This is a genomic window from Proteiniphilum sp. UBA5384 (genome assembly GCF_002410825.1).
GTDB lineage: Bacteria > Bacteroidota > Bacteroidia > Bacteroidales > Dysgonomonadaceae > Proteiniphilum.
The window spans coordinates 73361-95610 of the sequence record NZ_DHOS01000030.1 but is presented as its reverse complement, the minus strand read 5'-3'; the positions used below and the strand labels follow the sequence as shown (position 1 = coordinate 95610).

Below are 22250 nucleotides of genomic sequence, written 5' to 3'. Positions count from 1 at the left end.
CCATTTTGGAAATAATATTCATGCTCTTTATGTACGTGAGTTTTACAGGATGTAGCGATGAGGATAAAATTAGCGAAACATTGGAAATTAACAACCTGTCTCCGGTTATACCTGCTACGGGAGGATCTATTACCCTGGACATTACCTCTAATGCTACTTGGAAAGTAGGAAAGGTAGATGCTGCATGGTTAAGTGTGGAAAATGGAAGCGGAACAGGCGATGGTAAGTTGGTTCTATCATCCGATAAAAATGGAACTGTTTCATCCAGAACTGCCGAATTTTTTATCGTAACAACAAAGGATGGTAAATATTGTAAAATTGAACTTACACAGTTAGCTACTACTCCATTCATAGAACTCGATCAAAACAATTTGGAGGTGGGAGCAAGACCAAGAAGTCATGAAATAGAGTTAAATACCAATATCCCCGCCGGAGGAATCAGTGTGGAGATTCAGTATGAACAGGAAGAAGGTGATAACTGGATTGTCGGCATAAACGTCGAACCGAATGTACTTACATTCCAGACTATTCTTAACAATCTGTCAAGCGAAAGGGTGGCAACCATTATTCTATCATATCAAGATGTGTCAGGAGAAGAGATCGAAGTATGGGATATGTTGACAGTCACCCAGATGGCCAGTGGCAATGAACCCCCGGCAGAAAGAGCTGATTTTAGCTATGTAAAAAACCTACCATTGGGAGAAATAACAGAAAATATATACATCGAGGGAAATATTGTTTCCACAGGGGTGTCGGACAATTTCAGGAAGAATACGCATATCATTCAGAACGATAACAGCTCTGCCATAGCTTTTGAAGCCAGTGAAAATCTCTCACTCAACAAATATGACAAAGTCCAATTACTTCTGGATGGATCTCAAATAGAGACCTTTGACGATTGCGGGACACGTTACAGGGTTATAAAAGGTATAAATTCAGCAAACATATTGAAGAGTGAATCTGATGTAAACTTTGCTCCGGAAGTTATACATATTACTGATTTGACAGAAGACCACTTGCTCTCTGTCATAACATTACAGGACGTAGAGTTTGCCATGCCATATGGAGGATATGCCAATTTTCATGAGTATTATGTAACTCAACCGTTTGCTGATTATGCAACCAAACATTATCCTGCTCCGATGAGAGACATTGAGGGGGGTAACCTATACCTGATCACTAATAGGGAGGTCACCTATCGCCGCAACCCTATACCCAAGGGATCAGGAATGATTACCGGTTTAGTGGTCAAAATGAACGATAGCGCGTACGGTGACTTAGGGACATATTCAATTCGCCATCTTGAAGAGTCTGATATCAATATCGATCCGGATCCGACAAAAAGATTCTCAGAAATATTAGTTGAATGGGAACTTGAACCCACTACTGGCTTCTCCAATGGAACACCCAGTTTACCACCTACCACAGGATCTTCAAACGCAACTCTTCTGAAAGACGGAACAACAGGATTTCATTCCGGTAATACGCCCAATGGAATATATCTCATCGATAAGTATCGAGGAGACAAACTTGGGGCTAACACTGTTATATCCAAATCCAATTTCAATGTTGACTCATGGGGTACTGGAAGGTATTGGATCATGGATAATGTCTCCACTTTAGGTATTACTACATCCCTCTCGTTGACAATTGAGGCAAATAGTGTAGGCAGTACAGGAACATGGGGCGGTCCAAGAGACTTCGTAGTTGAATATTCACTCGATGGAGAAAGCTGGCATCAAGTTGCATCTTATCAACTCACAGGACAAATTGAGGCAGGCATGACACAAAATGTAACTGCAGGTCCCAAGATATTTACATATAATTTACCGGATGAACTCCTCAATAAACCAAATATAAAGATCAGATTGATGAATGTGAACAATACCTCAGTCACCGGAGGCACTACAACTATTCCCAGTGCAACAAGTCGTTTGGCACATTTCTCGATAAGATATACTAAGTAAAAAGAGAGAGAAGATGTATAGATATAAAAACACTCTATATATGCTATTCACAGTGTTGTCCTTGCCGCTTGCAGCAAGGACAACACAAAACCTTGGTCGATATACCAAAGCGCGCTTATTGGCTGGTCCATAGTCCATAGGTAATAGCACATGCTATCAATCAAAATACAGCTGTTGTAACGAAAGAAAAAAAGATCACGGCATCAAATTCAAAAAGGGTCAAAGTTCCAAATGTGTATGACAACATGGGAGTAGGCAAAGTCGCATTATTATAAGTCGGTTACGCCAGATTGTACAAATTTGTACATCACCTACCCACAAATCTCCTTTATAAACCGGACTTCAGCTTGGTGGACCCATTCCCTGAAATGCTCATCGGGCGTGTACCGGGGGATAAATTCAATCAATTTACTTAATTTGAACTTTTTGGCTGAAATTCCCACTCCGGAGAGTGTTGCGTCGTAAGCATTGAATTCCTGCTCCACATGTACGGGTACCATCAACGTGGGCTTACGGTAATAAAGCGCTTCACAAAGAGATTCAAAGCCGGAAGTGGTGGCATAAGCCATACTGCCGGCCATACTCCGCAGGAAACCGTCATCGTTCAGTTTATGCAGTGTAAAATTATCATCGATATAGGTTACCTCTTTGGCATCCTTCTTGTCCCAAAAGAACCGTAACGGAATTTCAGGATTTTTTTTGTGCCACTCCAATACCTCGTCAAAGTAGCCGGCATTCAGCATATAACCATGCACATAATTGCCCGAGGCAGGTTCAGCTTCAAGCACTTCATCTCTCAATAGTGGCGGAACTGTTATGATCTTTTTCGTTCCCGGCATATCCCTGAAAGAGAGTGCCAGTATCTTAGAAGCCCGCGTGGAATTGATCCTGGAGAGCATCCGCAGGAAGTAGAATTTCACATCCTGTTCTGCCGTAGTTTTATAATGGGGATTGAGCAGCACATACTGATGGGCAAGGGTGATCATCTCGATCTTCATCTTTTTATCGAAACGATAAATACCATACGCCATGCCGGTGATCATCTCATAGAAATTGATCACCTTGTCGGGTTTCAATTCTTCAATCTTCTGTTTAATAAATTTTAGGCTGTCCTTGAAAACAAAAGGGCGACGAATATTATTCGCCATACTTATCAGAATATTGGGGCGTTTCTGCTTGTAGAAAGAGGTAAAATTGGGACTATCGAATTCAAAAATGGGGGCTCCGATCTTGTCGATAAAGAAGACCGGTATTTGCCGGGAATCACTTTTACCAATAAGCACGGCAACCACCTCGTGTCCATGCTTACGAAGGACGGTAGCCAGGGACAGTGCCTGCGTATAATGACCTCTCCCCTCACCCTGCACAGTAAACAAAAATCTCACCCGTCAAGATTTTAAATAAAAATTCCGGCGTAAAAATACAAAATTGCCCCACACTCCTCCCATAATACTGGTTAATTCTCTTTAACAGACTTAAGAAATTACCCTGACCGATTCCGGAAAAGATGCAATAAGATACACTTACTTCCAAATGGCCTATTAATATCCTTATTACCTGTTAAATTCAAGCGCTTTTCCAAATATTCCTTCCATCACGTTCCCATTTTGGTAGACAATATTTCCATTGACGAAAGTGGTATGCACCGAACAACTGAAGGTTTCTCCCTCGAAAGGCGACCATCCGCATTTGTAGAAAATATTTTCCGGCGTAACAGTATAGGGTTTGGAGGGATCCACCAGTACTAAATCAGCATAATAACCTTCCCTGATATAGCCTCTTTCCCGTACCCGGAACAACCGTGCAGGGGCATGACTCATTTTCTCCACCACCAACTCCTTCGTGTAGAGTCCTTTTTTCACCAGTGCAAGCATCACCTGCAGAGAATGCTGTACCAGCGGTCCGCCTGAAGCGGCCTGCAACACCCCACCCTCTTTTTCACGCAAGAGATGGGGGGCATGGTCGGTTGCTACTACATCCAATTTACCGGTTTTCAATGCTTCCCGCAAGGCCTCCCTGTCTTCTGCCGTTTTAACCGCCGGGTTCCACTTGATCCGTGCTCCCAGCTTTTCATAATCGGCATCAGAAAACCAGAGATGATGCACACACGCTTCAGCCGTGATCTTCTTTTCCTCCAACGGTTTTACATCAAACAGGCTCAATTCACGGGCAGTGGAAAGATGCAAGACATGCAACCTCGATCCATATTTATCGGCCAGTTCCACAGCATGTGCCGACGACTGATAACATGCTTCCACGCTACGGATCAGCGGATGATATTTGATGGGAATAAACTCTCCCAATTCTTTTTTATAGGTATCGATATTTTTCCGGATTATTTCCTCTTTCTCACAATGGGTGGCGATCAATGCATCTACTTCGGCAAATATCCGTTGCAGTGCCTTTTCATTATCTACCAACATATTCCCGGTAGAAGATCCCATAAACACCTTCACACCGCAAATATTTGTAAGATCCGCCCTTTTCAACTCTTCCGTATTGTCATTGGTGGCACCCAGATAGAATGAGAAGTTGGCAACCGATTTCCCGGCAGCCATCTCCATCTTCCTGCAGAGGGCATCCCATGTGACTGTCTGCGGATTGGTGTTGGGCATTTCCATATAAGAGGTGACACCTCCCGCCACTGCCGCACGGCTTTCGGTATGGATATCACCTTTGTAGGTCAATCCGGGATCGCGAAAATGCACCTGATCATCAATTACGCCGGGCATGAGCCACATGCCGCGGGCATCGATCACCCGGCGACAGGCATTCAATATGACTTCCGGCACCTCCTCCCTGAAAATACGGGAAATCCTCTCTCCTTCCAGAAGCAGCGATCCTGTAAAGCTGCTTCCCTCATTGATTATGGTCGCTTTATGAATAAGAATCGTTGAAGACTGCATTTCTCTCACTTTTTCCATTCTCACACTTAATTTATATATCTTATCATTAGTGATATAGATGAATATATACCTACATTTAAGAGGTTTACCTTTAATCGGGAACTGAAACAATACATTTCAGGCTTTACCATTACGACTGACAAACGGGATAATTTCGTAAATAGAGGCCTTTGAAGCACAAAGTTACTAAAAAGACTTTACAGTATTATTGGACAAAATATTAAAACCGATAATTGATTCCGGTTTAGGTTGAGTCTCTCTATAATAAATTGGCCAAATCAAATACGTCAAATTTAAGTACCGTCTACCAATCCTTTATATAGACTTTACTTGATAAATATAATTATGAACAAATAATATCCAATGAAGAAGATGAGTTAAAATCTTTTGGAGATATTGTTCTTTTTGAAGACTTGCTTAAACCTGAGACAAGTAAAATATGCATTACAAATAATAGAGTCAATTTCACCTATAATCCTCATGATAGGGTAATAGTATTGAATAACGCAGTGTTATTACGCAACATATCTCTTATGGGAGAATGGGGGCCAAATCAATGCTAAAAATGGCTTTGTACGCCCTAAAGAAATAAATTCAAGTATTATTAAAGGAAATGACTATGACATTCAATTAAATCAAGGATGGAAAGTCGTTGAAGAAAATGGGGTTTACAAAATAGTGAAGGAATAGTATTATCTACTATACTTCCTATTTTAAAGGGCAGGTAGTTTGGCTAAATTCTCCATTTCTTTACGGTCGCGGTTTTATTTTTCCGATAGCTTTGCGGCGACGCAAGTCAATCACCCCAAAAAACGCCTCCCCAAAAATGCTCGAGTTCATCTTGGAGGTTCCAAGCCTTCTGTTCACAAAAATCACCGAGACCTCTTTTATCTTGAATCCAAGTATATACGCTGTATATTTCATTTCGATCTGGAAAGCATATCCCTTGAATTTGATACGATCGAGATCAATAGTCTCCAATACTTTGCGGCGATAACAGACAAAGCCGGCAGTAGTATCCTTTATATTCAATCCTGTAATGCCCCGTACATATTTGGATGCGAAGTAAGACATCAACACGCGACCTATCGGCCAGTTTACTACATTCACACCGGTCACATAACGCGATCCCACGGAAACATCATACCCCTCGTCGTGGCAGGCGGCATATAATCGGGGAAGATCTTCAGGATTATGGGAAAAATCGGCATCCATCTCGAAAATATAGTCATAACTACGTGCTAACGCCCATTTGAACCCATGAATATACGCTGTGCCAAGGCCCAATTTTCCTTTTCTCTCCTCAATAAACAGGCGGCTAGCAAACTCTTCCAACATTAAGTTTTTCACGATGGAAGCTGTTCCGTCGGGAGAACTATCATCAATCACCAGAATATGAAAATCTTTCTCCAAGGCAAAAACCGTCCTGATGATATTTTCAATATTCTCTTTTTCATTGTATGTAGGTATAAGCACTACACTATCTGCACTATCTGACATAAAGGAGAAATTTTTTCAAAAGTACGATATTTCAATCATAAATAAAAAAGTTTGGGGAATATTTTGTTTTCTGAATAAAAAAGTCTATCTTTGCAGTCCAATTAAGGAAAATAGACCGCGGAGTGGAGCAGTTGGTAGCTCGTTGGGCTCATAACCCAAAGGTCACAGGTTCGAGTCCTGTCTCCGCAACTATCGAATAAGAATCGCAATTTTGCGGTTCTTTTTTCATTTCCTCATCTCTGTAAATCACTGATAATTTAGAAAATATACTAAATTCCACACAGATAATGAAGAAAATTTTTGTCACTTATGCCGTAAAGGAGGAGTTTATCCCTTTGAAGGTGGATGGATGTGAAATAGTATATATACCGACAGGCGTTGGTAAAACAAAATCGGCTTATGTCTTAACCAAATATATCTGCCAGGATAAACCCGATCTGATAATGAATATTGGAACAGCCGGAACTTTAAAACACAGGATCGGGGACATTTTCATATCGACTTATTTTATTGACAGGGATTACGAAGCGACTCAACTCCCCGGGATTGAATATAAAATCAACGGTCTGAAATTGCTGGGGAGCCATCCATCATTACAAAACTGGGTCTCAAATTATGATAAATCCGGTATTTGCAGCACAGGAGACACATTTATTACCGAAGCCGCTTCCTTCCAAGGAGACATAGTAGAGATGGAGGCATATGCACAGGCATATGTATGCAAAGAATTGAATATACCATTCCTTTCAGTAAAATATGTCACGGATATAATCGGCAAAAATTCCGTCAAACATTGGGAAGATAAGCTTACTGAAGCCCGTACGGGGCTGGCTAAATGGTTTGAAGAGCAGAATATCCCGTCTATATTGGGACATCTTATCACTAAACATCCGTGAAAAAATTCAGGACTCTTTCCATTCGTTGATAAAAAAGTGTTGTTCGTTGATTCCTTCAACGTATACCTCTGGTTGTTGTTATATTTGCATTGAAATATCACTATGCAAATTGACACACAATCCGAAACATGACCCGATGAATCGAAAACAATGTATACTCGGAACTGAATTCCTGGAACTGACAGGGTCATTCCGAAATGCATTGGAGGGTTTTTAAGGTGAAAGCCACCGACTATCTTCTTAAACCGATCGATTATCTGGATTTTGTGCGGTCAGCAGAGAGGGTATATCGACAATATCTATTAAAGTAAGAAACAAAGGAAAAGAAGAGCAGTAAGCATACAATTTTTGTCGGGGCGTAATACAAAACAATGGCTATTGATATTGAGGACATCATCTTCATCGAAAGCCGCAATGAATACGTACGCATATTTTCCCCTTACAAAAGGCCAGTCATGACACTGGGCAGTTTAAAATCGTTTCAGGAAAAGCTACTTCCCTCCTTATTCCTATGTGTACACCAGTCCTATATTGTGAATCTCTCTGCCATAAAATGTATTGAAAAAAAGCATCTGGTACTTCAGAACGAGCAGCATATACCTGTTGGCAAACTATACGAAGCCGACCTGAAAAAATATATCAATGAGAATAGTCACAGAAAATAAAAAAAGTGCCGCCCGATAATTTCCGGCGACACCTTTTTCATTTGATATAATTATATCTTTATTTATTCTCATTCGAGAACGAATAAGGAAAATCGGATTCATTCGTACCTCGTGTCTTATTGGGCGTAGCAGACATGGTAAAGTCGATTTTTGCTCCATCCATTAATTGATCATGGGTAAAATAATTTTTGGTGTACTCCTCCCCATTCACCTTAATACCGGACACATACCGCGTTTCACGGCTATTGTCCGGCGCATTGATCTCAACGGTTTTTCCATTCTCCAGATGAAGGGTCATCTTATTGAACTGGGGGGACCCAAGTACATACTGGTCGGTACCGGGACAAACGGGATAGAAGCCAAGCGAAGAGAATACATACCATGCTGAAGTCTGTCCATTATCCTCATCACCACAATAACCGTCGGGATTGGGACTGTACAGTTTATCAAGCACTTCACGGATCCAATACTGCCCCTTCCACGGTTCACCTGCATAATTATAAAGGTAGAGCATATGTTGGATAGGCTGATTGCCATGGGCATACTGCCCCATATTCATCACCTGCATCTCACGGATCTCATGAATCACTCCTCCATAATAACTGTCGTCAAAAACAGGAGGCATTACAAACACGGAATCGAGCATATTTACAAATTCCTCCTTGCCACCCATCAGATCGATCAGTCCCTGCGGATCATGAAATACCGACCACGTGTAATGCCAGCTATTACCTTCCGTAAAGGCATCTCCCCATTTTACAGGATTGAAAGGAGACTGGAAAGAACCATCCTGGTTACGTCCCCGCATCAATTTATATTCCGGCGAATAGAGGTTCCGATAATTCTGGCTACGTTTAGCGAAGCGGTCAATCTCTTCCTGGGGACGGTTCAGCTCCTTGGCCAATTGGTAAATAGTCCAGTCGTCATAAGCGTATTCCAACGTACGGGCGGCATTTTCATTAATTTCCACATCATAGGGAACATACCCCAGCTTGTTATAGTACTCATGACCGTAGCGCCCTGTGGCATTGATTGTGGGATGTACATTCTCTGTACCATGCAACAATGCCTCATAAAGTGTTTCGATATTATATCCGCGCAATCCTTTCAGGTAAGCATCGGCGACTACCGAAGCGGAATTATTACCGATCATGCTCTGCCTGTGCCCCGGGCTTGCCCATTCAGGCAGAAATCCGCTCTCCTTATAAGTATTGATCCATGCCTGCTGTATCTCCACGTTCACCGAAGGATAAACCAGGTTCAACAGGGGAAATAGTGCACGGAATGTATCCCATACACCGGTATCGGTATACATATATCCGGGAAGGACTTCCCCATTGTAAGGACTATAATGCATTGTATTTCCCTGTGCGTCGATTTCATAGAACTTGCGGGGAAAGAGAGTGGAACGATAAAGGGTTGAATAGAAGGTCCGTTGTTGATCCAGGTCACCTCCTTCTATTTCAATCCTGCCAAGAACTCCGTTCCATGCATCGCGCCCTTCCTGCTTCACCGTTTCAAAGTCTTTTCCGGTTACCTCTTTCAGGTTTTGCCACGCCTGTTCGTAACTGATGAAAGAGGATGCCACCCGCACACTCACTTTCTCACCCTTTTGTGTAGCAAAACCGATAAATGCACCGGTATGGTTAGCTTCCGCCTGATCACCCCGTGGCAGGATTTCGCCATCCTTTACCACATTCTTGTATTGGAAAGGTTTATCAAATGTTATCACAAAATAGTTTTTGAAGTTCTCCGGCACACCGCCACTGTTACGCGTGGTATAACCGACAATGGCATTCTTTTCAGGAATGATTTCTACACCCGATCCCCTGTCAAACGCGTCAACCAGTACATACGCCTTATCCGTTTCAGGGAAAGTGAACCTGAAAACAGCTGCCCGTTCCGTGGGGGTAATTTCGGCTACGATATCATAATCGGCGAGATAAACACTATAATAATAAGGTTTTGCTACTTCCGCCTTGTGCGAATACCAGCTGGCCCTTTTCTCCTGGTCGAACTCCATCCTCTCCGTCATCGCGAAAATAGAAAACTGTCCATAATCATTATTCCATGGACTGGGTTGGTGGGTCTGCTTAAAACCGTTCAACTTATAATCGTTGTACACATACTGCCATCCATCGCCGATCTTGCGTGTCTGGGGGGTCCAGAAGTTCATTCCCCAGGGAACCGCGATGGCAGGGTAGGTATTTCCGTGAGAAAGGGGAAATTCCGACATGGTACCCATCAGGATATTTACATAATCGACAGGCGTATTTTCCAATCGGACCGGCACACCTACCGAAGGAGTCTTATCCCCCGTACATGACACGATCGACATTAAAATCGCCGCGACAATCAATAGTTTTCTCATTATTCTCTTTTTATAGGTTTTACCTTATATAGAATTAATCAAATCCATTTTTCCCTGACCTTCCAGATCCACGATTAGTTCGCCAAACAGGGTATTTACCCAGGCAAACCATTTCCGGGTAAAATTGGATGGATCATCTTTATGAAACGATTCATGCATGAATCCTGTATTACCGTCGGTATTACGTAACATTCGCAGACAGTCGAGGATCTCTTCGTCGTTGTTGCTGGTTTGTGCACGTATAATGATACTCATCGGCCAGATCATGTCATATCCGATATGTGGACCGCCGATGCCTTCTCCTGCACTTCCTTTGAAGAAATAGGGATTATCTTTGCTCCACACCAACTTGCGGGTATTCTGATAGACCGGATCGTTTTTGGGAACGCCATCCAGATAAGGCAAGGCCAACAGACTAGGAATATTGGCATCATCCATAAAATAGGCATTTCCAAAACCATCCACTTCAAAAGCATACACCTTTCCATATTTTGGATGCTCCACGACGGCGTATTGCCTAAGCGCATTATTTACCTCCTCTGCCAGAGCCTTGCTTTCGGCTGCCAACTTATTATCCCTGACAACTTTTTCAGCGATCTCTGCAATCTGATTCAGTGAAGTAACAGCGAAGAAATTAGATGGCACAAGGAATTGGAAAGTGGTAGCATCGTCCGAAGGACGAAATGTAGAAACAATCAAACCTACAGGATTGACCGGATTACCATATCCGTCATTATTCACCGTATCCAATTGACGTTCCGTTTCCCGTTGAAATTTATAAGGTCCCAGACTATCTTTGCGCTGTTGTTCTTTGAATGTCTTTATCACAAGTTCCATAGCCTTTTTCCAATCGGCATCGAAAACGGAAGTGTCACCGGTAGTTTTCCAGTAGTTATATGCCAGTCTTACGGGATAACAAAGCGAATCGATTTCCCATTTGCGTTCATGTAATTCCGGTTTCATCTCTGTACGGTCGGAGACCCAGTGCCCATTCGGATTGGGTTCAGCATAAAAAGCATTGGCATAGGGATCGATCAGGATACATTGTGTTTGCCGGTTAATGACCCCCGCAATGAGTTGTTTCAGTTTGGCGTCCGACTTGGTAAGCGGCAGATAAGGCCATACCTGTGCCGATGAATCGCGGAGCCACATGGCATCGATATCACCGGTAATCACAAAGGTATCGGGTTTACCGTTTTTCATACTGAAGTTTACTGTCGTATCCAGCGTATTGGGAAAACAATTCTCAAACATCCATGCCAGTTTAGGATCTTTTATCTTTGCTTTCACTCTTGTAATGGTCTGTTCAACCGCTACCGAAGTAAAATGACGGTTGCCGGTGGCAGGGCGATTGGATACAAATTTGTTCTTTGCAGCCTCTCCTCTTACCGGTGAGGCCGCCCAAGCGGGATTTACAGCCAATGCGGTCAATCCCATGGCGCTTTTTTTAATAAAATTTCTACGCGTCGTCATAATTTATGGTTGTTTTTATAATATCCTGATTATAAATGGACTTGTCCCGTTAATGAAAAATATAAGAATGGGAACTAGAACAGAAGCTCTCCAGGAGGCATACAACTAGAAAATGGCCATTCTTAAAATCAAGATGAATTATCAGGTTTATTCTAACTGAAAAATCAGCTTTCCATTTCAATAAATTGAATAGGTAATTTTTTTCGGAATCCTTCCTTAAAACACATCATAGTCTCAGTTCTTGATAATCCCAACGGCTGCAATTCGTCGTGGATAATCCTCAACAAATCTTTGTTATTTTTCGCAAACACCTTTACCAAAAGGTCATACTGACCGGTGGTATAATAACATTCCACCACCTCAGGAATTTTTTCCAGTTCGGCTACTACATACTCAAAGGTAGAAGGAGAAGTAAGAAAGATACCCACATACGCGCAGGTTTCATAACCAACCTTTTCTGCATCCAGCAGAAATTCGGAGCCTTTGATCACCCCTAATCCGACAAGCTTCTGTACCCGTTGATGGATAGCCGCACCCGAAACACCACATGCGCGGGCAACTTCCAAAAAAGGGATGCGTGCATTATCCACTATCATCCTGAGAATCTTCTCATCCAGTTCGTCTAAATCATGATGTGCCATAGATTCACTAAAATTAAATATTATTGTAATTGATGTATCACCAATCCCGAGCGTAACTTAGGTTCAAACCATGTAGTTTTTGGAGGCATGATATTTCCGGTATCGGCAATATCCATTAGTTGCTTCATGGAGACCGGGTACAAGGCGATGGCCAGTGCCATTTCCCCTCTATCCACACGTTTTTTCAACTCTCCCAGACCACGAATTCCCCCTACAAAATCGATCCGTTTGTCACTGCGAAGATCCTTGATACCTAAAATTTCATCCAGTATCAGGTTGGATGTAATGGTCACGTCGAGTTGACCGATGGGGTCATTGTCATCATACGCACCGGGTTTGGCCGTAACAATAAACGATCGCCCGTCAAGATAGATCGAGAACTGGTGGAGATGTTGAGGTTTTGGTATCTCTGATCCCGCGAATTCTACCACAAAATTTTTCTCTAATTTTTTTATAAATTCATCAGGAGTAAGCCCGTTGAGATCTTTCACTACCCGGTTATAATCGATAATGGTCAACTGGCTGTCAGGAAAACAAACAGCCATGAAATAATTATACTCTTCATCTCCTCTGTGATGGGGATTATTTTTTGCTTTTTCGGCACCCACCAGTGCTGCTGCTGCTGAACGGTGGTGCCCATCGGCAATATACATGGCAGGCATTGAATCAAATATCTCAGTAATCCGGCGGATATCCTCAACTTTTTCTATCAACCAGAGATGGTGACCTACCCCATCCACCGACACAAAATCATACTCCGGTTGCCCGGTCCTGATTCTATCTACGATCTCGTTCAATTCGCCATGATCGGGATAGGCAAAGAAAACAGGTTCCATATTGGCATCGGTCACCTTTACATGCTTCATACGATCTTCTTCCTTATCACGACGGGTAAGCTCATGTTTTTTAATTTTACCGTTCATGTAATCTTCCACATAAGCACCGACAACCAACCCATACTGGGTTTTTCCGTTCATTGTCTGTGCATAGACATAATAAAGTTCTTTATCATCCTGCACAAGCCAACCGTTATCCCGGAATTTTTTGAGATTTTCCGCGGCTTTTTCATATACATCCGCATCATGTTCATCTTTTCCTACAGGAAAATCGATTTCCGGTTTAATAATACGATATAATGATTTCTCATTTCCTTCAGCCTCTTTGCGGGCCTCTTCAGAGTTCAGCACATCATACGGGCGGGATGCCACTTCTTTCACCAGTGCTTTTGGCGGGCGGATACCTCTAAAAGGTTTTATTTTCATCTGATTAAAACTTTTTATTTCCAATTCATTCTTGATGGATTTTTTGCAAATATAGTTATTTTCTCCCGAATAACAGGACACCGTTAAGCCATTTAAGAAAAAACCATTACTTTTGTTCCGGGGAAGCAATCAGGCAAAGCAAAGACTCCGGACAATCGTTTTACCGCATGTTCCTCTTACAACAAGTAAACAAGACTCAAATGATACAGATTCACGAAAGCAAGCTTATCGAGGCTGCCGAAAAAGGGATGGATGAATTCCTGAAAGTGTTTACCGATGCTTATCTTGAAACATTGGGAGGAGAGATCACTGCAGAAAACATGGATCTACTGAACGGGTATCAGCACACGCTTCTTGCACTTCGTTTTTTTACAGAAGAAGTAAATGAGGGTGGATTCGTCCAACTCATCCAGAATGGCTATGGAGGTTATATCTTCGACAATCCGGTCGCCAAAGCGCTGAAACAGATGGGGGCAAAGGGATTTTCAAAAATCCTCTATAAGGCAAAAGAGATATATGACACCCATCGTACCGAACTGGAACGAGAGACTACCGAAGAGGAGTTCACAGCGATGTATGTCGACTTTGAGCAGTTCGATGAACTGGAAGAGAAGTTCTTCTATACCGAAGAGGAGGAGATCTCCATTATCGCGCAATACGTGGATGAGAACCTGGAAGATTTCGCCGAGATACTTAAATAGGGCGTAACTCTACCGTCATCCCCATGGCAGCCGCTATGCGGTACAAAGTTGATACTGTAGGTATAGTCAACCCTCTCTCCACCCGAGAAATATAGCCTTTATCCACTCCTATGCGTTGTGCAAGCTCAGCTTGAGATTGACACCGAAAAAAAAATCTTCACCACCTTCTCGCAGAAAGCGTCTGTTCAAGTGTTGGTACCGCATTATCCTGGCTTTTCCCTCCCTATTCCGTTTTTTGCCGGGTTATCGCAAATAAACCGGCGGTTCTTTATGCGCCTGCATTACGGCAGTCGTGGAGAGCAGTACGTATTCCGGTTTCGCTCGGGATTCGGTATTATGCGACTGTAGGTCCGATGAGCCTCTGCTTATCATTTGCAATGCGTGCGCAAGCAGTGCCTCTTCCTTGTCGCCCAGTTCGCGCAGAAGGTCATCGGGCAATCCTTCCAATTCCGAAAGGATGTTCCCCTGGGTGGGGGCGATCCCTTCAGTGTAATTCCCTTCTCCTTCCGAATTGGATAATTTATAAATGACCGGATGCATCACCCACCGTACTTCGGGCGGATTGCGCCGGTCTTTTATTTCGAACGAGGCTACATCCTTGCCGTAGGTGGTTTCGCCGACCTGTATCACTTCCATATAGGGTTTCAGGTTGTTCAGGATCAGTTCCGACGCCGACGCCGTCGCTTCCGTGGTGAGGACGAAGACCCGTTTTAGGTTTAACGACTGTTCCGTTATCCGGTTGAAGTCCGTTCCCGGCTCTTCCGCGGCAAGAGCCTGTGCGAAGGAATGGTGTACCGTGCCACCGTTGGCGTTGCCTTTATAGGTTATGAACGGCGAGTTACTGCTAATCCCGGGGGCGAGCATTGCTCCCAAGGCTGCCGATGAGGATACTTTCCCGCCGTAGTTATACCGCAGGTCGATCACCATCTCCTGCACCCCGGCCTGTTTGAATTCGCCGAACGCTTGCAACAGGGAATAAGTGCCTGTTTCGTTGAACGAAAGAATAAAATAATACCCCACTTTTGTGCCGTTTACATCCAGTACGGTGTATTTGTCCTGGTGTTCGAATGTGTACATCATGCCTATCGTCAGGGGTTCTTCTTCGTTCCATATGCTGCCGGCGTATGTAGCTCGCACCGCAGTGCCGCTGCTTCCGGAGGCAAACTCCACGGGCAGCGTGGCCGCATTTTCTTTGGTAAACGGTTTCCCGTTCAGTTGGATAAGTATGTCGCCCCGCTTCAATCCGGCACGTTCGGCCGGCGATTGTTTCAGCACGAGGGTAACCACGCCCACTATTCTGCCGCCTGTTTCCAGTACGCTTAATTCAAATCCGTAGCGCGTGCGCAGGCTGGGAGTAAGCGTAGCCCCGTCGTTGGGATCGAACAGGAGGGAGAAACGGTCGTCGTTGTGCAGCACCGACCTGAAAAACGCCTGCGGTTCCTTGTCCAGTGCCGGGTTCCCGGGCAGCGATGTATTCCAGAAGTAATACCTCCGCAAGGAGTCCAACATCCATTGGTTCGCCGCCTCGTTACTGCCTGCGGGATATACCGGCTTATCGGGCAGCGCCGGTTCTTTTTCGCAGGCAAGCAGGAGCCCCACTCCTGCAATCAGGCAGGTAGCGTAATATTTAATTGATCTTGTTTCCATTTCTTTTCCATCATTATCCTAATTTTAAAAAGTCAGCTAATCTTTATAACTTGTCCCGGATTCTCCGGGGTTTCCCATTATCAGCCATACACCGGCATGGCTTTGGATGCCTTTCCATTCCCTGACGTGAGGGGCGGCATACAGCGTACCGTGTGGTAGGTCGCACAACAAAAAAACGTGCAAACCCTTTTTTATTTTGGTTTACACGCTTTATGTGATATGCCGGAAAAAAGAATGAATTATTCCTTCTTTGTCCAGTTTTCAATCTTTAATCCGGGAACCCGCTCGAATTCCCTTTCATTATTTGTGACCAGAATTACATCAGCGCTTTTAGCATGAGCAGCTATCAACGTATCCAAAGGGTCGATGGGAGTTCCTTCTCTTTCCAAACCGGCTCTGATGACGCCATATTCTAATGTGGATAGATAGTCAAAATCGAGAATCTCCAACGGAGTTAGGAATTTGTCGAGCGCATCCTGATTTTGGGGGGATTTGCACTCTTCATGATCCCGTATTGCAGTTCAGCTAACGTAATAGCCGAAATTCCTATACTGCCGACAGGCGACTTTTTAAATCTGTCGAGGACATTTACAGGCTTCTTTTTGATGATGTAAATGCAGATATTGGTATCCAACATGTATTTCATTCGTCGAATGTTTCCCGTTGTTGCTGATTAACCGTTTGCCCCCGCTCTTCCATAAAATCGGATGTAAATAACTCCAGGCTGTCGATCATATTTTGCCATGCATGATGATAGGGGATAACGTGTAGCGAATTGCCCACTTTTTTCAAATAAACCTTATCATCATTTATTCTCATCTTGCGGGGAATTCTGATTGCCTGCGTCCCTTTTGTACTTTTTATTTCAATCGTTTCGAATCCCATGTCGTTGTTTTATTATTTTTTATATAGACAAAGATACGAAAGATTTACAAATCTTCAATTCTTATTTTTCGTGTAAACCAATATTTCAAAGAGCGTTTTTAACTGTGGTAACCGGCAGTTTTTGGTTCCTCTCGCTTTCATTTTTTTCCTTGTGCCGGATGCGGGTCTGCACTTTCTGACGCAGCCGTGAGGCGTTGAAGTATTCCGAATGCTTCTCTTCGAATAGGCTGAGGTAAGCGGTGGCAAGTTGGTTGAGTTCCTCCACTTTCCGGTTGTAGTGGCGGTATATCTCCTCCAGTTCGCAGTGGGATACCACCAGTTCGTCGGCGGCATCGGTGAAGCCGAGGGCATCCATATCCCTGATCATGCTTTCCAGGGCGGCGATGAACCGCCGGTGGGTTTTACCGTCTATTTTCCTCATTCCCCATACCCGCTTTGACTGCCCGGATATTCTTCGGTCAACCGGCGAAAAATACCCAACTCTTTTTCCGACCTGATGCTGGTCCCGTGCATCAACCGGTATATCACCCACGGATGCGAGTGGTAGCGCCGGCTTATTTCCCTGTAAATACGGCGATCCTTACTGAATAAATAATCCGTATAAAACCGGATTCCGTTCCTCCTCATTATTATTCGTTTTCTTCTTTCCATGTTCCCACTGGGCGAAGGTCCGGTATATGGCCGTCAGGCCATCATCCCTCTCACGCTTGTCCATTCTGTTGCACGCAAGGCAATGGCGCGCCGCCACCTCAAAGATCAGGAATGCATCATAAAACCGTACCATATTTTTTTTAATCCTGTTAGCATTCAATGAGATTGTTATTGTTCCCAACATCACAACAAAGCGATGATGGGTTTTCTATATACATCTTTGTGTTACTATTCATCTTCGCCGGATTCTTCTTCCGCCTGGTCGCCGGGAATAAAATCTGCAAAATACGAGACATTACCGGTTTTTCCCCACTCTATATAGTCATTATTTAGGCTGAAACTTCCCGGATATTCATACACCCTGATCAATGCCGTGTTGGTTTTATATTCTTCAAATGAGTAATAAACTTGTGCTTGTATATAACATTCATCCGGTTGCTCATAATTAAATGTCCATTGGCTCATTAGTGTATGATAGGGTTCCTTCGTTCCCGCTTTGTAGAGACGCAGGAACAGATCTTCTTGCCCAGTCCAATCTTCGGCGGGAGGATTCATTGCCCGCACTTCAATATACCGGGTGTAGCCGCTACCGGGAATATAGTTGTTAATGGTATCTAACGGTTCGGTAATATGATTTGTCCAGGTCTCATCGGGATAATAATATCTTATTTCTATATCCATCGGTTCGGTATATCCTGTTTCCTCCATATCAATTTTTAGCAGAAATCCGATGTACCCTTCTTCCGGTGAGGGCATCTCCAATTGTTCGGTAATCTCTTCCCCGTTCCAGTAGAATTTGATCGTATGATTCTTTTTTTCTTTTACATCAAGTGTGTAAGTCTTTAGTATCTCGGTTTTGCCTTTTTCCCTTACTTCCAGTTCTCCGGTCAGGGATTGGCCGTTGAGCGTCAGCGTATAGGTTTCGGCTACAGGGTCTCCCGTCAATTCCTGCTTTTCGCAGGAAACGGATACTAATAAAAATAGGGACAAATAATATATAAAATAAGTTTTTATTTTCATCATTCTTTTTTTCATTGCTGTTACGTATAAAAATTTAAAAAGATACGGCGAAAGCGTCCTTCTGCCGTATCTTGATTTAGCTAATTACTTAATTACATTCCTGTACCCGGAAATAAGACCAGCCGTTATGCCATGTCGGATTGCTTGCAAAAGCCCCTCTACCATCCAATGCACCCGAAAAAGCATTGGCAGGATAGAACGGATTACCCATACCAAATGTTGCAGCCGGAGAACCGGTAGCCTTTACACCCGGTATACTGGCCGGTATTGTAGTGGAAAATCCAGTTCAGATTGACCCCTTAAACCAAATAAAATTGACCTCTTACTCTAAAATAAAGTTGACCCTTCTATCCAAAATAAAAATGACCCCATTTAAACGTAAACCAACATGGATTTTATACTTTCAGAAAGTACAGCTTGCAGGAAAGGAAAATAAAGCTGAATGAATGAGATAAAGGGCAGTCTAATTTCTTTTTTAAGAGATATACAAAGCTACATTCCAACGATCAAACAACACCAAGCCGCAAGCGGTTTTTAGAAATTTCTTCCTTTCGCCGGCGAAAGAGTAAATCTCTAAAAAGTGTTGTCTTATCTATCGTTTACATGAATAAAGTGTATATCAATTAAAAAAAAGAAAAAATAATGGTTTATCTTCTGATGATGGTTTCCTAAAATAAAAATGACCCCAATTATCAAGATACTCGGGGGAGAAATTAAAGAATTTTCAGGGGGGCAAATATATTTTGGTCAAAGGGGGCAACACACATTGGTTTTTCCATTCACCCTGTCGATTGTAATATTCCGTCGAACTTTTTTATAGACAGGTATATTGTCGATTGCGAACGGCTCATTGGGTATAAGGATGATATCATGGTCCGGGTGATTATATTCCTTTTTACACGCATTGTATAAAGCCCTCAATCCTCGCACATAATTATTGATTGCGCCATTCCTCAGCGGCCTGCCCTTTTCACCCGCAATCTTTAATTGATCAATCCATTTGTTTATTTTATTGCTGGTGATATCCCTTGCATCGATCCTGTCCTTACCGTAGAACCACAAGAAAGACTTGAGCGATTGCTGATACCATTCGGCCGTTTTTTCTTTTTTCGTAGACGTGATAATATCACCGCAAAACTTTACAAAGTCGATGTATCCGTAATCCGGTTTTACTGATTGAACAATGAAATCCCTGAATTCGGAACAACTCATATTGGAAGATCGCGCCGAACCTATTTTTAGAGCCGCTTTTCTGTATTTCTGAATAACTTCCGACAATTCGTAATTGAACAGGTCGGCATCCGGGTAAATCGGGCTGATCGTCCCGTCAGAACACATAAAAGAGGGTTTGATATAGTAATCGGTCGGAATATATTGCGATTCCTTGTTGTGGTACACGCGTATCTTGATATTCGTAGTGCCATCGGATTTTATATGGTTTTTTGTCGAGAAAACGACTGGCTTGAATGTTGCCATCTTGATTTTGTTTTAAATAGTTATCACTGACAAAATCAATTTTGCGTCCTCGGCATTATTTCAAAGATATTTCAAAGAAAAATGTGAATTTAATGACTCTTAATAGTGAAAAATAAGGATATTTTTACACAAAAAAAGCGAGGGGCGCAAAATTGCACCAACTCGCTTTATAACTATTTGGCTAAATATAAGCCTCTTACATTTCGTCGGGGTGGCGGGATTCGAACTCGCGACCCCCTGCTCCCAAAGCAGGTACACTAACCGGACTGTGCTACACCCCGAAATCGGATGCAAAAGTACAACTATTTTCCAATAATCTCAACATCTAAATGGTTTTTTTATTGAACCGCATGATTCACGCGATATATTGTGTAAATTTGCAGTCTAATTTCAGTGAAACATTAACAAGAGATAGTATCTTATGTACAGAAGCAACACTTGTGGCGAACTCCGGTTGGCCGACGTAGAGAAAGAGGTGACTTTAGCCGGTTGGGTATCCAAAATCCGCAAGATGGGAGGGATGACCTTTATAGACTTGCGTGACCGGTATGGTATTACACAACTGTCGTTCAATCAGGAACTGAATCCCGATCTCTGTGACCAGGCCAACAAACTGGGACGTGAGTGGGTAGTCCAAATCACAGGTACTGTGAAAGAGCGCAGTAGTAAAAATCCAAATATTCCCACCGGAGACATCGAAATCATTGTCTCAAAGCTGAATGTGTTGAATGTTTCCAAAACACCTCCCTTCACTATCGAAACCGAGACTGACGGAGGTGACGAACTACGGATGAAATACCGTTACCTGGATCTGCGCCGCAATGTGGTAAGACAAAATCTGGAATTACGCCACAAGATGGCTTTCGAGACACGCCGTTATCTCGACGAAAGGGGATTTCTGGAAGTGGAAACACCGGTACTTATCGCATCCACACCAGAAGGAGCACGCGATTTCATTGTCCCTTCACGCATGAACCCCGGCGAGTTTTATGCATTGCCTCAATCTCCTCAGCTATTCAAACAGTTATTAATGGTATCGGGATTCGACCGCTATTTCCAGATCGTGAAATGCTTCCGGGATGAAGACCTGAGAGCCGACCGGCAACCAGAATTCACCCAGATCGACTGTGAGATGTCATTTGTCAACCAGGAAGATGTACTGCAAATCTTTGAAGGACTGACTAGACATCTCTTCAAAACAATCAAAAACATCGAGGTACCCGACTTCCCCCGTGTAAGCTATGCCGATGCCATGCGTTTGTATGGATCGGACAAGCCGGACACCCGCTTTGAAATGACATTTATAGAAATAAAAGATCTTACTGTCGGACACGAATTTGGGGTATTTGATTCGGCAGAATATGTCGCAGCAATTTGCGCAAAAGGATGTGCTTCTTATACCCGCAAGCAATTAGACGAACTGACCGATTTCGTAAAACGTCCGCAAATCGGGGCAAAAGGGTTGATTTATCTCAGATATAATGACGATGGTTCACTGAAATCGTCAGTCGATAAATTCTACACCGAAGAAGATCTTAAAAAATGGGCGGAGCGATGCGATGCCCGACCGGGAGACTTGATTCTGATACTGGGTGGTGAGACTGAAAAAACGCAGAAACAGTTGTGTGAACTGCGATTAGAAATGGGAACCCGTCTGGGTCTGAGAGACAAAAACAACTATAAATGCCTATGGGTAACTGATTTTCCATTATTAGAGAAAGATGAGGAGTTGAACCGTTTTTTTGCAAAACACCACCCTTTCACTTCTCCAAAACCAGAGGATATCCCGCTACTCGATACGAATCCGGGCGCCGTCCGCGCCAATGCTTACGACATGGTGATTAATGGAGTGGAGATAGGCGGTGGCTCTATTCGTATCCATGACAGCGGATTACAAAAGAAAATGTTTTCTGTACTCGGCTTCACCGAAGAAAAGGCACAGGAACAATTCGGATTCCTAATGAATGCCTTCCAATACGGAGCCCCTCCGCATGGAGGAATTGCTTTCGGGCTCGACAGGTTTGTCTCTATCTTCGCAGGCTTGGATAGCATCAGGGATTGCATTGCCTTTCCGAAAAATAATGCCGGCCGCGATATGATGATCGATGCGCCTTCCCGTGTAGAACAGGAACAACTGGATGAATTAGGAATCAGACTGCATCCGCAAGAGAAAAAATAGGTGGCCGATC

At 43.3% G+C, this 22250-nt stretch carries 23 protein-coding genes, 2 tRNA genes and 1 pseudogene; 7 read left to right on the top strand and 19 right to left on the bottom strand.

Features of this window, described 5'->3' with window-relative positions; translation table 11 throughout:
• The first annotated feature begins 5 nt into the window (after positions 1-5).
• Both B4G81_RS05755 and B4G81_RS15295 read left to right on the top strand, forming a co-directional pair.
• A complete protein-coding gene (locus B4G81_RS05755) occupies positions 6-1967 on the top strand; it encodes a DUF5689 domain-containing protein (protein ID WP_294080996.1) in 1962 nt (653 codons plus the stop codon).
• Between the two features lie 143 nt (positions 1968-2110).
• Positions 2111-2242 carry a DUF4411 family protein gene (locus tag B4G81_RS15295; RefSeq protein ID WP_414703170.1) on the top strand — a complete coding sequence of 44 codons (132 nt, stop codon included), beginning with the start codon at positions 2111-2113 and terminating at the stop codon, positions 2240-2242.
• A 36-nt stretch (positions 2243-2278) separates the two neighbouring features.
• Here B4G81_RS15295 and B4G81_RS05750 read toward each other — a convergent pair whose 3' ends face one another.
• The 3 genes from B4G81_RS05750 to B4G81_RS05740 all read right to left on the bottom strand — a co-directional run bounded on the left by B4G81_RS05750 (position 2279) and on the right by B4G81_RS05740 (position 6373).
• Positions 2279-3352 carry a glycosyltransferase family protein gene (locus tag B4G81_RS05750; RefSeq protein WP_294080994.1) on the bottom strand — a complete coding sequence of 358 codons (1074 nt, stop codon included), beginning with the start codon at positions 3350-3352 and terminating at the stop codon, positions 2279-2281.
• A 168-nt stretch (positions 3353-3520) separates the two neighbouring features.
• The gene (locus B4G81_RS05745) at positions 3521-4891 is read right to left on the bottom strand and encodes a dihydroorotase (RefSeq protein ID WP_294080991.1); all 1371 of its coding nucleotides are present in this window, start codon (positions 4889-4891) and stop codon (positions 3521-3523) included.
• 732 nt (positions 4892-5623) lie between these two features.
• Complete coding sequence (locus tag B4G81_RS05740; protein ID WP_294080989.1) at positions 5624-6373, bottom strand: polyprenol monophosphomannose synthase; 750 nt, start codon at positions 6371-6373, stop codon at positions 5624-5626.
• Between the two features lie 116 nt (positions 6374-6489).
• Here B4G81_RS05740 and B4G81_RS05735 point away from each other — a divergent pair.
• From B4G81_RS05735 to B4G81_RS05725, 3 genes are all read left to right on the top strand, one after another.
• A tRNA-Met gene (locus tag B4G81_RS05735) sits at positions 6490-6562 on the top strand.
• A 98-nt stretch (positions 6563-6660) separates the two neighbouring features.
• Positions 6661-7269, top strand: coding sequence for a nucleosidase (locus tag B4G81_RS05730; protein WP_294080987.1), 609 nt, complete (start codon positions 6661-6663; stop codon positions 7267-7269).
• A 371-nt stretch (positions 7270-7640) separates the two neighbouring features.
• Positions 7641-7934, top strand: a complete 294-nt coding sequence (locus B4G81_RS05725) for a LytR/AlgR family response regulator transcription factor (RefSeq protein ID WP_294080985.1) — start codon at positions 7641-7643, stop codon at positions 7932-7934.
• 58 nt (positions 7935-7992) lie between these two features.
• Here the strand turns inward: B4G81_RS05725 and B4G81_RS05720 are convergent, their stop codons facing one another.
• The 4 genes from B4G81_RS05720 to B4G81_RS05705 form a co-directional block, all read right to left on the bottom strand.
• Positions 7993-10305 carry a GH92 family glycosyl hydrolase gene (locus B4G81_RS05720; RefSeq protein ID WP_294080984.1) on the bottom strand — a complete coding sequence of 771 codons (2313 nt, stop codon included), beginning with the start codon at positions 10303-10305 and terminating at the stop codon, positions 7993-7995.
• A 24-nt stretch (positions 10306-10329) separates the two neighbouring features.
• Positions 10330-11778 carry a glycoside hydrolase family 125 protein gene (locus tag B4G81_RS05715; protein ID WP_294080982.1) on the bottom strand — a complete coding sequence of 483 codons (1449 nt, stop codon included), beginning with the start codon at positions 11776-11778 and terminating at the stop codon, positions 10330-10332.
• A 164-nt stretch (positions 11779-11942) separates the two neighbouring features.
• Positions 11943-12419 (bottom strand): Lrp/AsnC family transcriptional regulator, encoded by a 477-nt coding sequence (locus B4G81_RS05710; protein WP_294080980.1) that lies wholly within the window; start codon positions 12417-12419, stop codon positions 11943-11945.
• A gap of 20 nt (positions 12420-12439) precedes the next feature.
• Complete coding sequence (locus B4G81_RS05705; RefSeq protein ID WP_294080978.1) at positions 12440-13681, bottom strand: DUF1015 domain-containing protein; 1242 nt, start codon at positions 13679-13681, stop codon at positions 12440-12442.
• Positions 13682-13881: 200 nt separating this feature from the next.
• On the opposite strand from B4G81_RS05705, the gene B4G81_RS05700 reads away from it, so the two are divergent.
• Positions 13882-14382, top strand: coding sequence for a DMP19 family protein (locus B4G81_RS05700; protein WP_294080976.1), 501 nt, complete (start codon positions 13882-13884; stop codon positions 14380-14382).
• Here the strand turns inward: B4G81_RS05700 and B4G81_RS05695 are convergent.
• The 12 genes and pseudogenes from B4G81_RS05695 to B4G81_RS05645 form a co-directional block, all read right to left on the bottom strand.
• Positions 14375-14506: pseudogene (locus B4G81_RS05695) on the bottom strand (helix-turn-helix domain-containing protein); the annotation flags it as partial. The gene B4G81_RS05700 and the pseudogene B4G81_RS05695 sit on opposite strands and share 8 nt — an antisense overlap.
• A 119-nt stretch (positions 14507-14625) precedes the next feature.
• Positions 14626-16029, bottom strand: a complete 1404-nt coding sequence (locus tag B4G81_RS05690; RefSeq protein WP_294080974.1) for a S41 family peptidase — start codon at positions 16027-16029, stop codon at positions 14626-14628.
• Between the two features lie 239 nt (positions 16030-16268).
• Positions 16269-16478, bottom strand: coding sequence for a PIN domain-containing protein (locus B4G81_RS15235; protein ID WP_349678737.1), 210 nt, complete (start codon positions 16476-16478; stop codon positions 16269-16271).
• Positions 16479-16483: 5 nt separating this feature from the next.
• Complete coding sequence (locus B4G81_RS15230) at positions 16484-16675, bottom strand: PIN domain-containing protein (RefSeq protein WP_349678736.1); 192 nt, start codon at positions 16673-16675, stop codon at positions 16484-16486.
• A complete protein-coding gene (locus tag B4G81_RS05680) occupies positions 16672-16914 on the bottom strand; it encodes an antitoxin (RefSeq protein WP_294080973.1) in 243 nt (80 codons plus the stop codon). The genes B4G81_RS15230 and B4G81_RS05680 overlap by 4 nt, the downstream gene beginning before the upstream one ends.
• Positions 16915-16999: 85 nt before the next feature.
• A complete protein-coding gene (locus B4G81_RS05675; protein ID WP_294080970.1) occupies positions 17000-17335 on the bottom strand; it encodes a hypothetical protein in 336 nt (111 codons plus the stop codon).
• On the bottom strand, positions 17332-17541 hold the full coding sequence (locus B4G81_RS05670) for a hypothetical protein (protein WP_294080968.1): 210 nt from the start codon (positions 17539-17541) through the stop codon (positions 17332-17334). The genes B4G81_RS05675 and B4G81_RS05670 overlap by 4 nt, the downstream gene beginning before the upstream one ends.
• On the bottom strand, positions 17495-17698 hold the full coding sequence (locus B4G81_RS05665; RefSeq protein ID WP_294080965.1) for a hypothetical protein: 204 nt from the start codon (positions 17696-17698) through the stop codon (positions 17495-17497). Before B4G81_RS05665 ends, B4G81_RS05670 begins: the two co-directional genes overlap by 47 nt.
• 95 nt (positions 17699-17793) lie before the next feature.
• Positions 17794-18588, bottom strand: a complete 795-nt coding sequence (locus tag B4G81_RS05660; protein ID WP_294080964.1) for a hypothetical protein — start codon at positions 18586-18588, stop codon at positions 17794-17796.
• A gap of 85 nt (positions 18589-18673) precedes the next feature.
• A complete protein-coding gene (locus B4G81_RS05655) occupies positions 18674-18796 on the bottom strand; it encodes a hypothetical protein (RefSeq protein WP_294080962.1) in 123 nt (40 codons plus the stop codon).
• 536 nt (positions 18797-19332) lie between these two features.
• Positions 19333-20061, bottom strand: coding sequence for a phage integrase SAM-like domain-containing protein (locus B4G81_RS05650; protein WP_294080959.1), 729 nt, complete (start codon positions 20059-20061; stop codon positions 19333-19335).
• A gap of 206 nt (positions 20062-20267) precedes the next feature.
• Positions 20268-20342, bottom strand: a tRNA-Pro gene (locus tag B4G81_RS05645).
• A gap of 140 nt (positions 20343-20482) precedes the next feature.
• On the opposite strand from B4G81_RS05645, the gene aspS reads away from it, so the two are divergent.
• On the top strand, positions 20483-22240 hold the full coding sequence (aspS, locus tag B4G81_RS05640; RefSeq protein WP_294080957.1) for an aspartate--tRNA ligase: 1758 nt from the start codon (positions 20483-20485) through the stop codon (positions 22238-22240).
• The last annotated feature ends 10 nt before the right edge of the window (positions 22241-22250 follow it).

Coding starts and splice junctions, on each gene's coding strand:
- B4G81_RS15230 (WP_349678736.1), bottom strand. CDS start 16,675: ATGAAATACATGTTGGATACCAATATCTGCATTTACATCATCAAAAAG.
- B4G81_RS05745 (WP_294080991.1), bottom strand. CDS start 4,891: ATGGAAAAAGTGAGAGAAATGCAGTCTTCAACGATTCTTATTCATAAA.
- B4G81_RS05665 (WP_294080965.1), bottom strand. CDS start 17,698: ATGGTACGGTTTTATGATGCATTCCTGATCTTTGAGGTGGCGGCGCGC.
- B4G81_RS05655 (WP_294080962.1), bottom strand. CDS start 18,796: ATGGGTAATCCGTTCTATCCTGCCAATGCTTTTTCGGGTGCATTGGAT.
- B4G81_RS05725 (WP_294080985.1), top strand. CDS start 7,641: ATGGCTATTGATATTGAGGACATCATCTTCATCGAAAGCCGCAATGAA.
- B4G81_RS05710 (WP_294080980.1), bottom strand. CDS start 12,419: ATGGCACATCATGATTTAGACGAACTGGATGAGAAGATTCTCAGGATG.
- B4G81_RS05650 (WP_294080959.1), bottom strand. CDS start 20,061: ATGGCAACATTCAAGCCAGTCGTTTTCTCGACAAAAAACCATATAAAA.
- B4G81_RS05705 (WP_294080978.1), bottom strand. CDS start 13,681: ATGAAAATAAAACCTTTTAGAGGTATCCGCCCGCCAAAAGCACTGGTG.
- B4G81_RS05720 (WP_294080984.1), bottom strand. CDS start 10,305: ATGAGAAAACTATTGATTGTCGCGGCGATTTTAATGTCGATCGTGTCA.
- B4G81_RS05660 (WP_294080964.1), bottom strand. CDS start 18,588: ATGATGAAAATAAAAACTTATTTTATATATTATTTGTCCCTATTTTTA.
- B4G81_RS05670 (WP_294080968.1), bottom strand. CDS start 17,541: ATGAGGAGGAACGGAATCCGGTTTTATACGGATTATTTATTCAGTAAG.
- B4G81_RS05740 (WP_294080989.1), bottom strand. CDS start 6,373: ATGTCAGATAGTGCAGATAGTGTAGTGCTTATACCTACATACAATGAA.
- B4G81_RS05715 (WP_294080982.1), bottom strand. CDS start 11,778: ATGACGACGCGTAGAAATTTTATTAAAAAAAGCGCCATGGGATTGACC.
- B4G81_RS05675 (WP_294080970.1), bottom strand. CDS start 17,335: ATGAGGAAAATAGACGGTAAAACCCACCGGCGGTTCATCGCCGCCCTG.
- B4G81_RS05730 (WP_294080987.1), top strand. CDS start 6,661: ATGAAGAAAATTTTTGTCACTTATGCCGTAAAGGAGGAGTTTATCCCT.
- aspS (WP_294080957.1), top strand. CDS start 20,483: ATGTACAGAAGCAACACTTGTGGCGAACTCCGGTTGGCCGACGTAGAG.
- B4G81_RS05680 (WP_294080973.1), bottom strand. CDS start 16,914: ATGGGATTCGAAACGATTGAAATAAAAAGTACAAAAGGGACGCAGGCA.
- B4G81_RS05690 (WP_294080974.1), bottom strand. CDS start 16,029: ATGGAAACAAGATCAATTAAATATTACGCTACCTGCCTGATTGCAGGA.
- B4G81_RS05700 (WP_294080976.1), top strand. CDS start 13,882: ATGATACAGATTCACGAAAGCAAGCTTATCGAGGCTGCCGAAAAAGGG.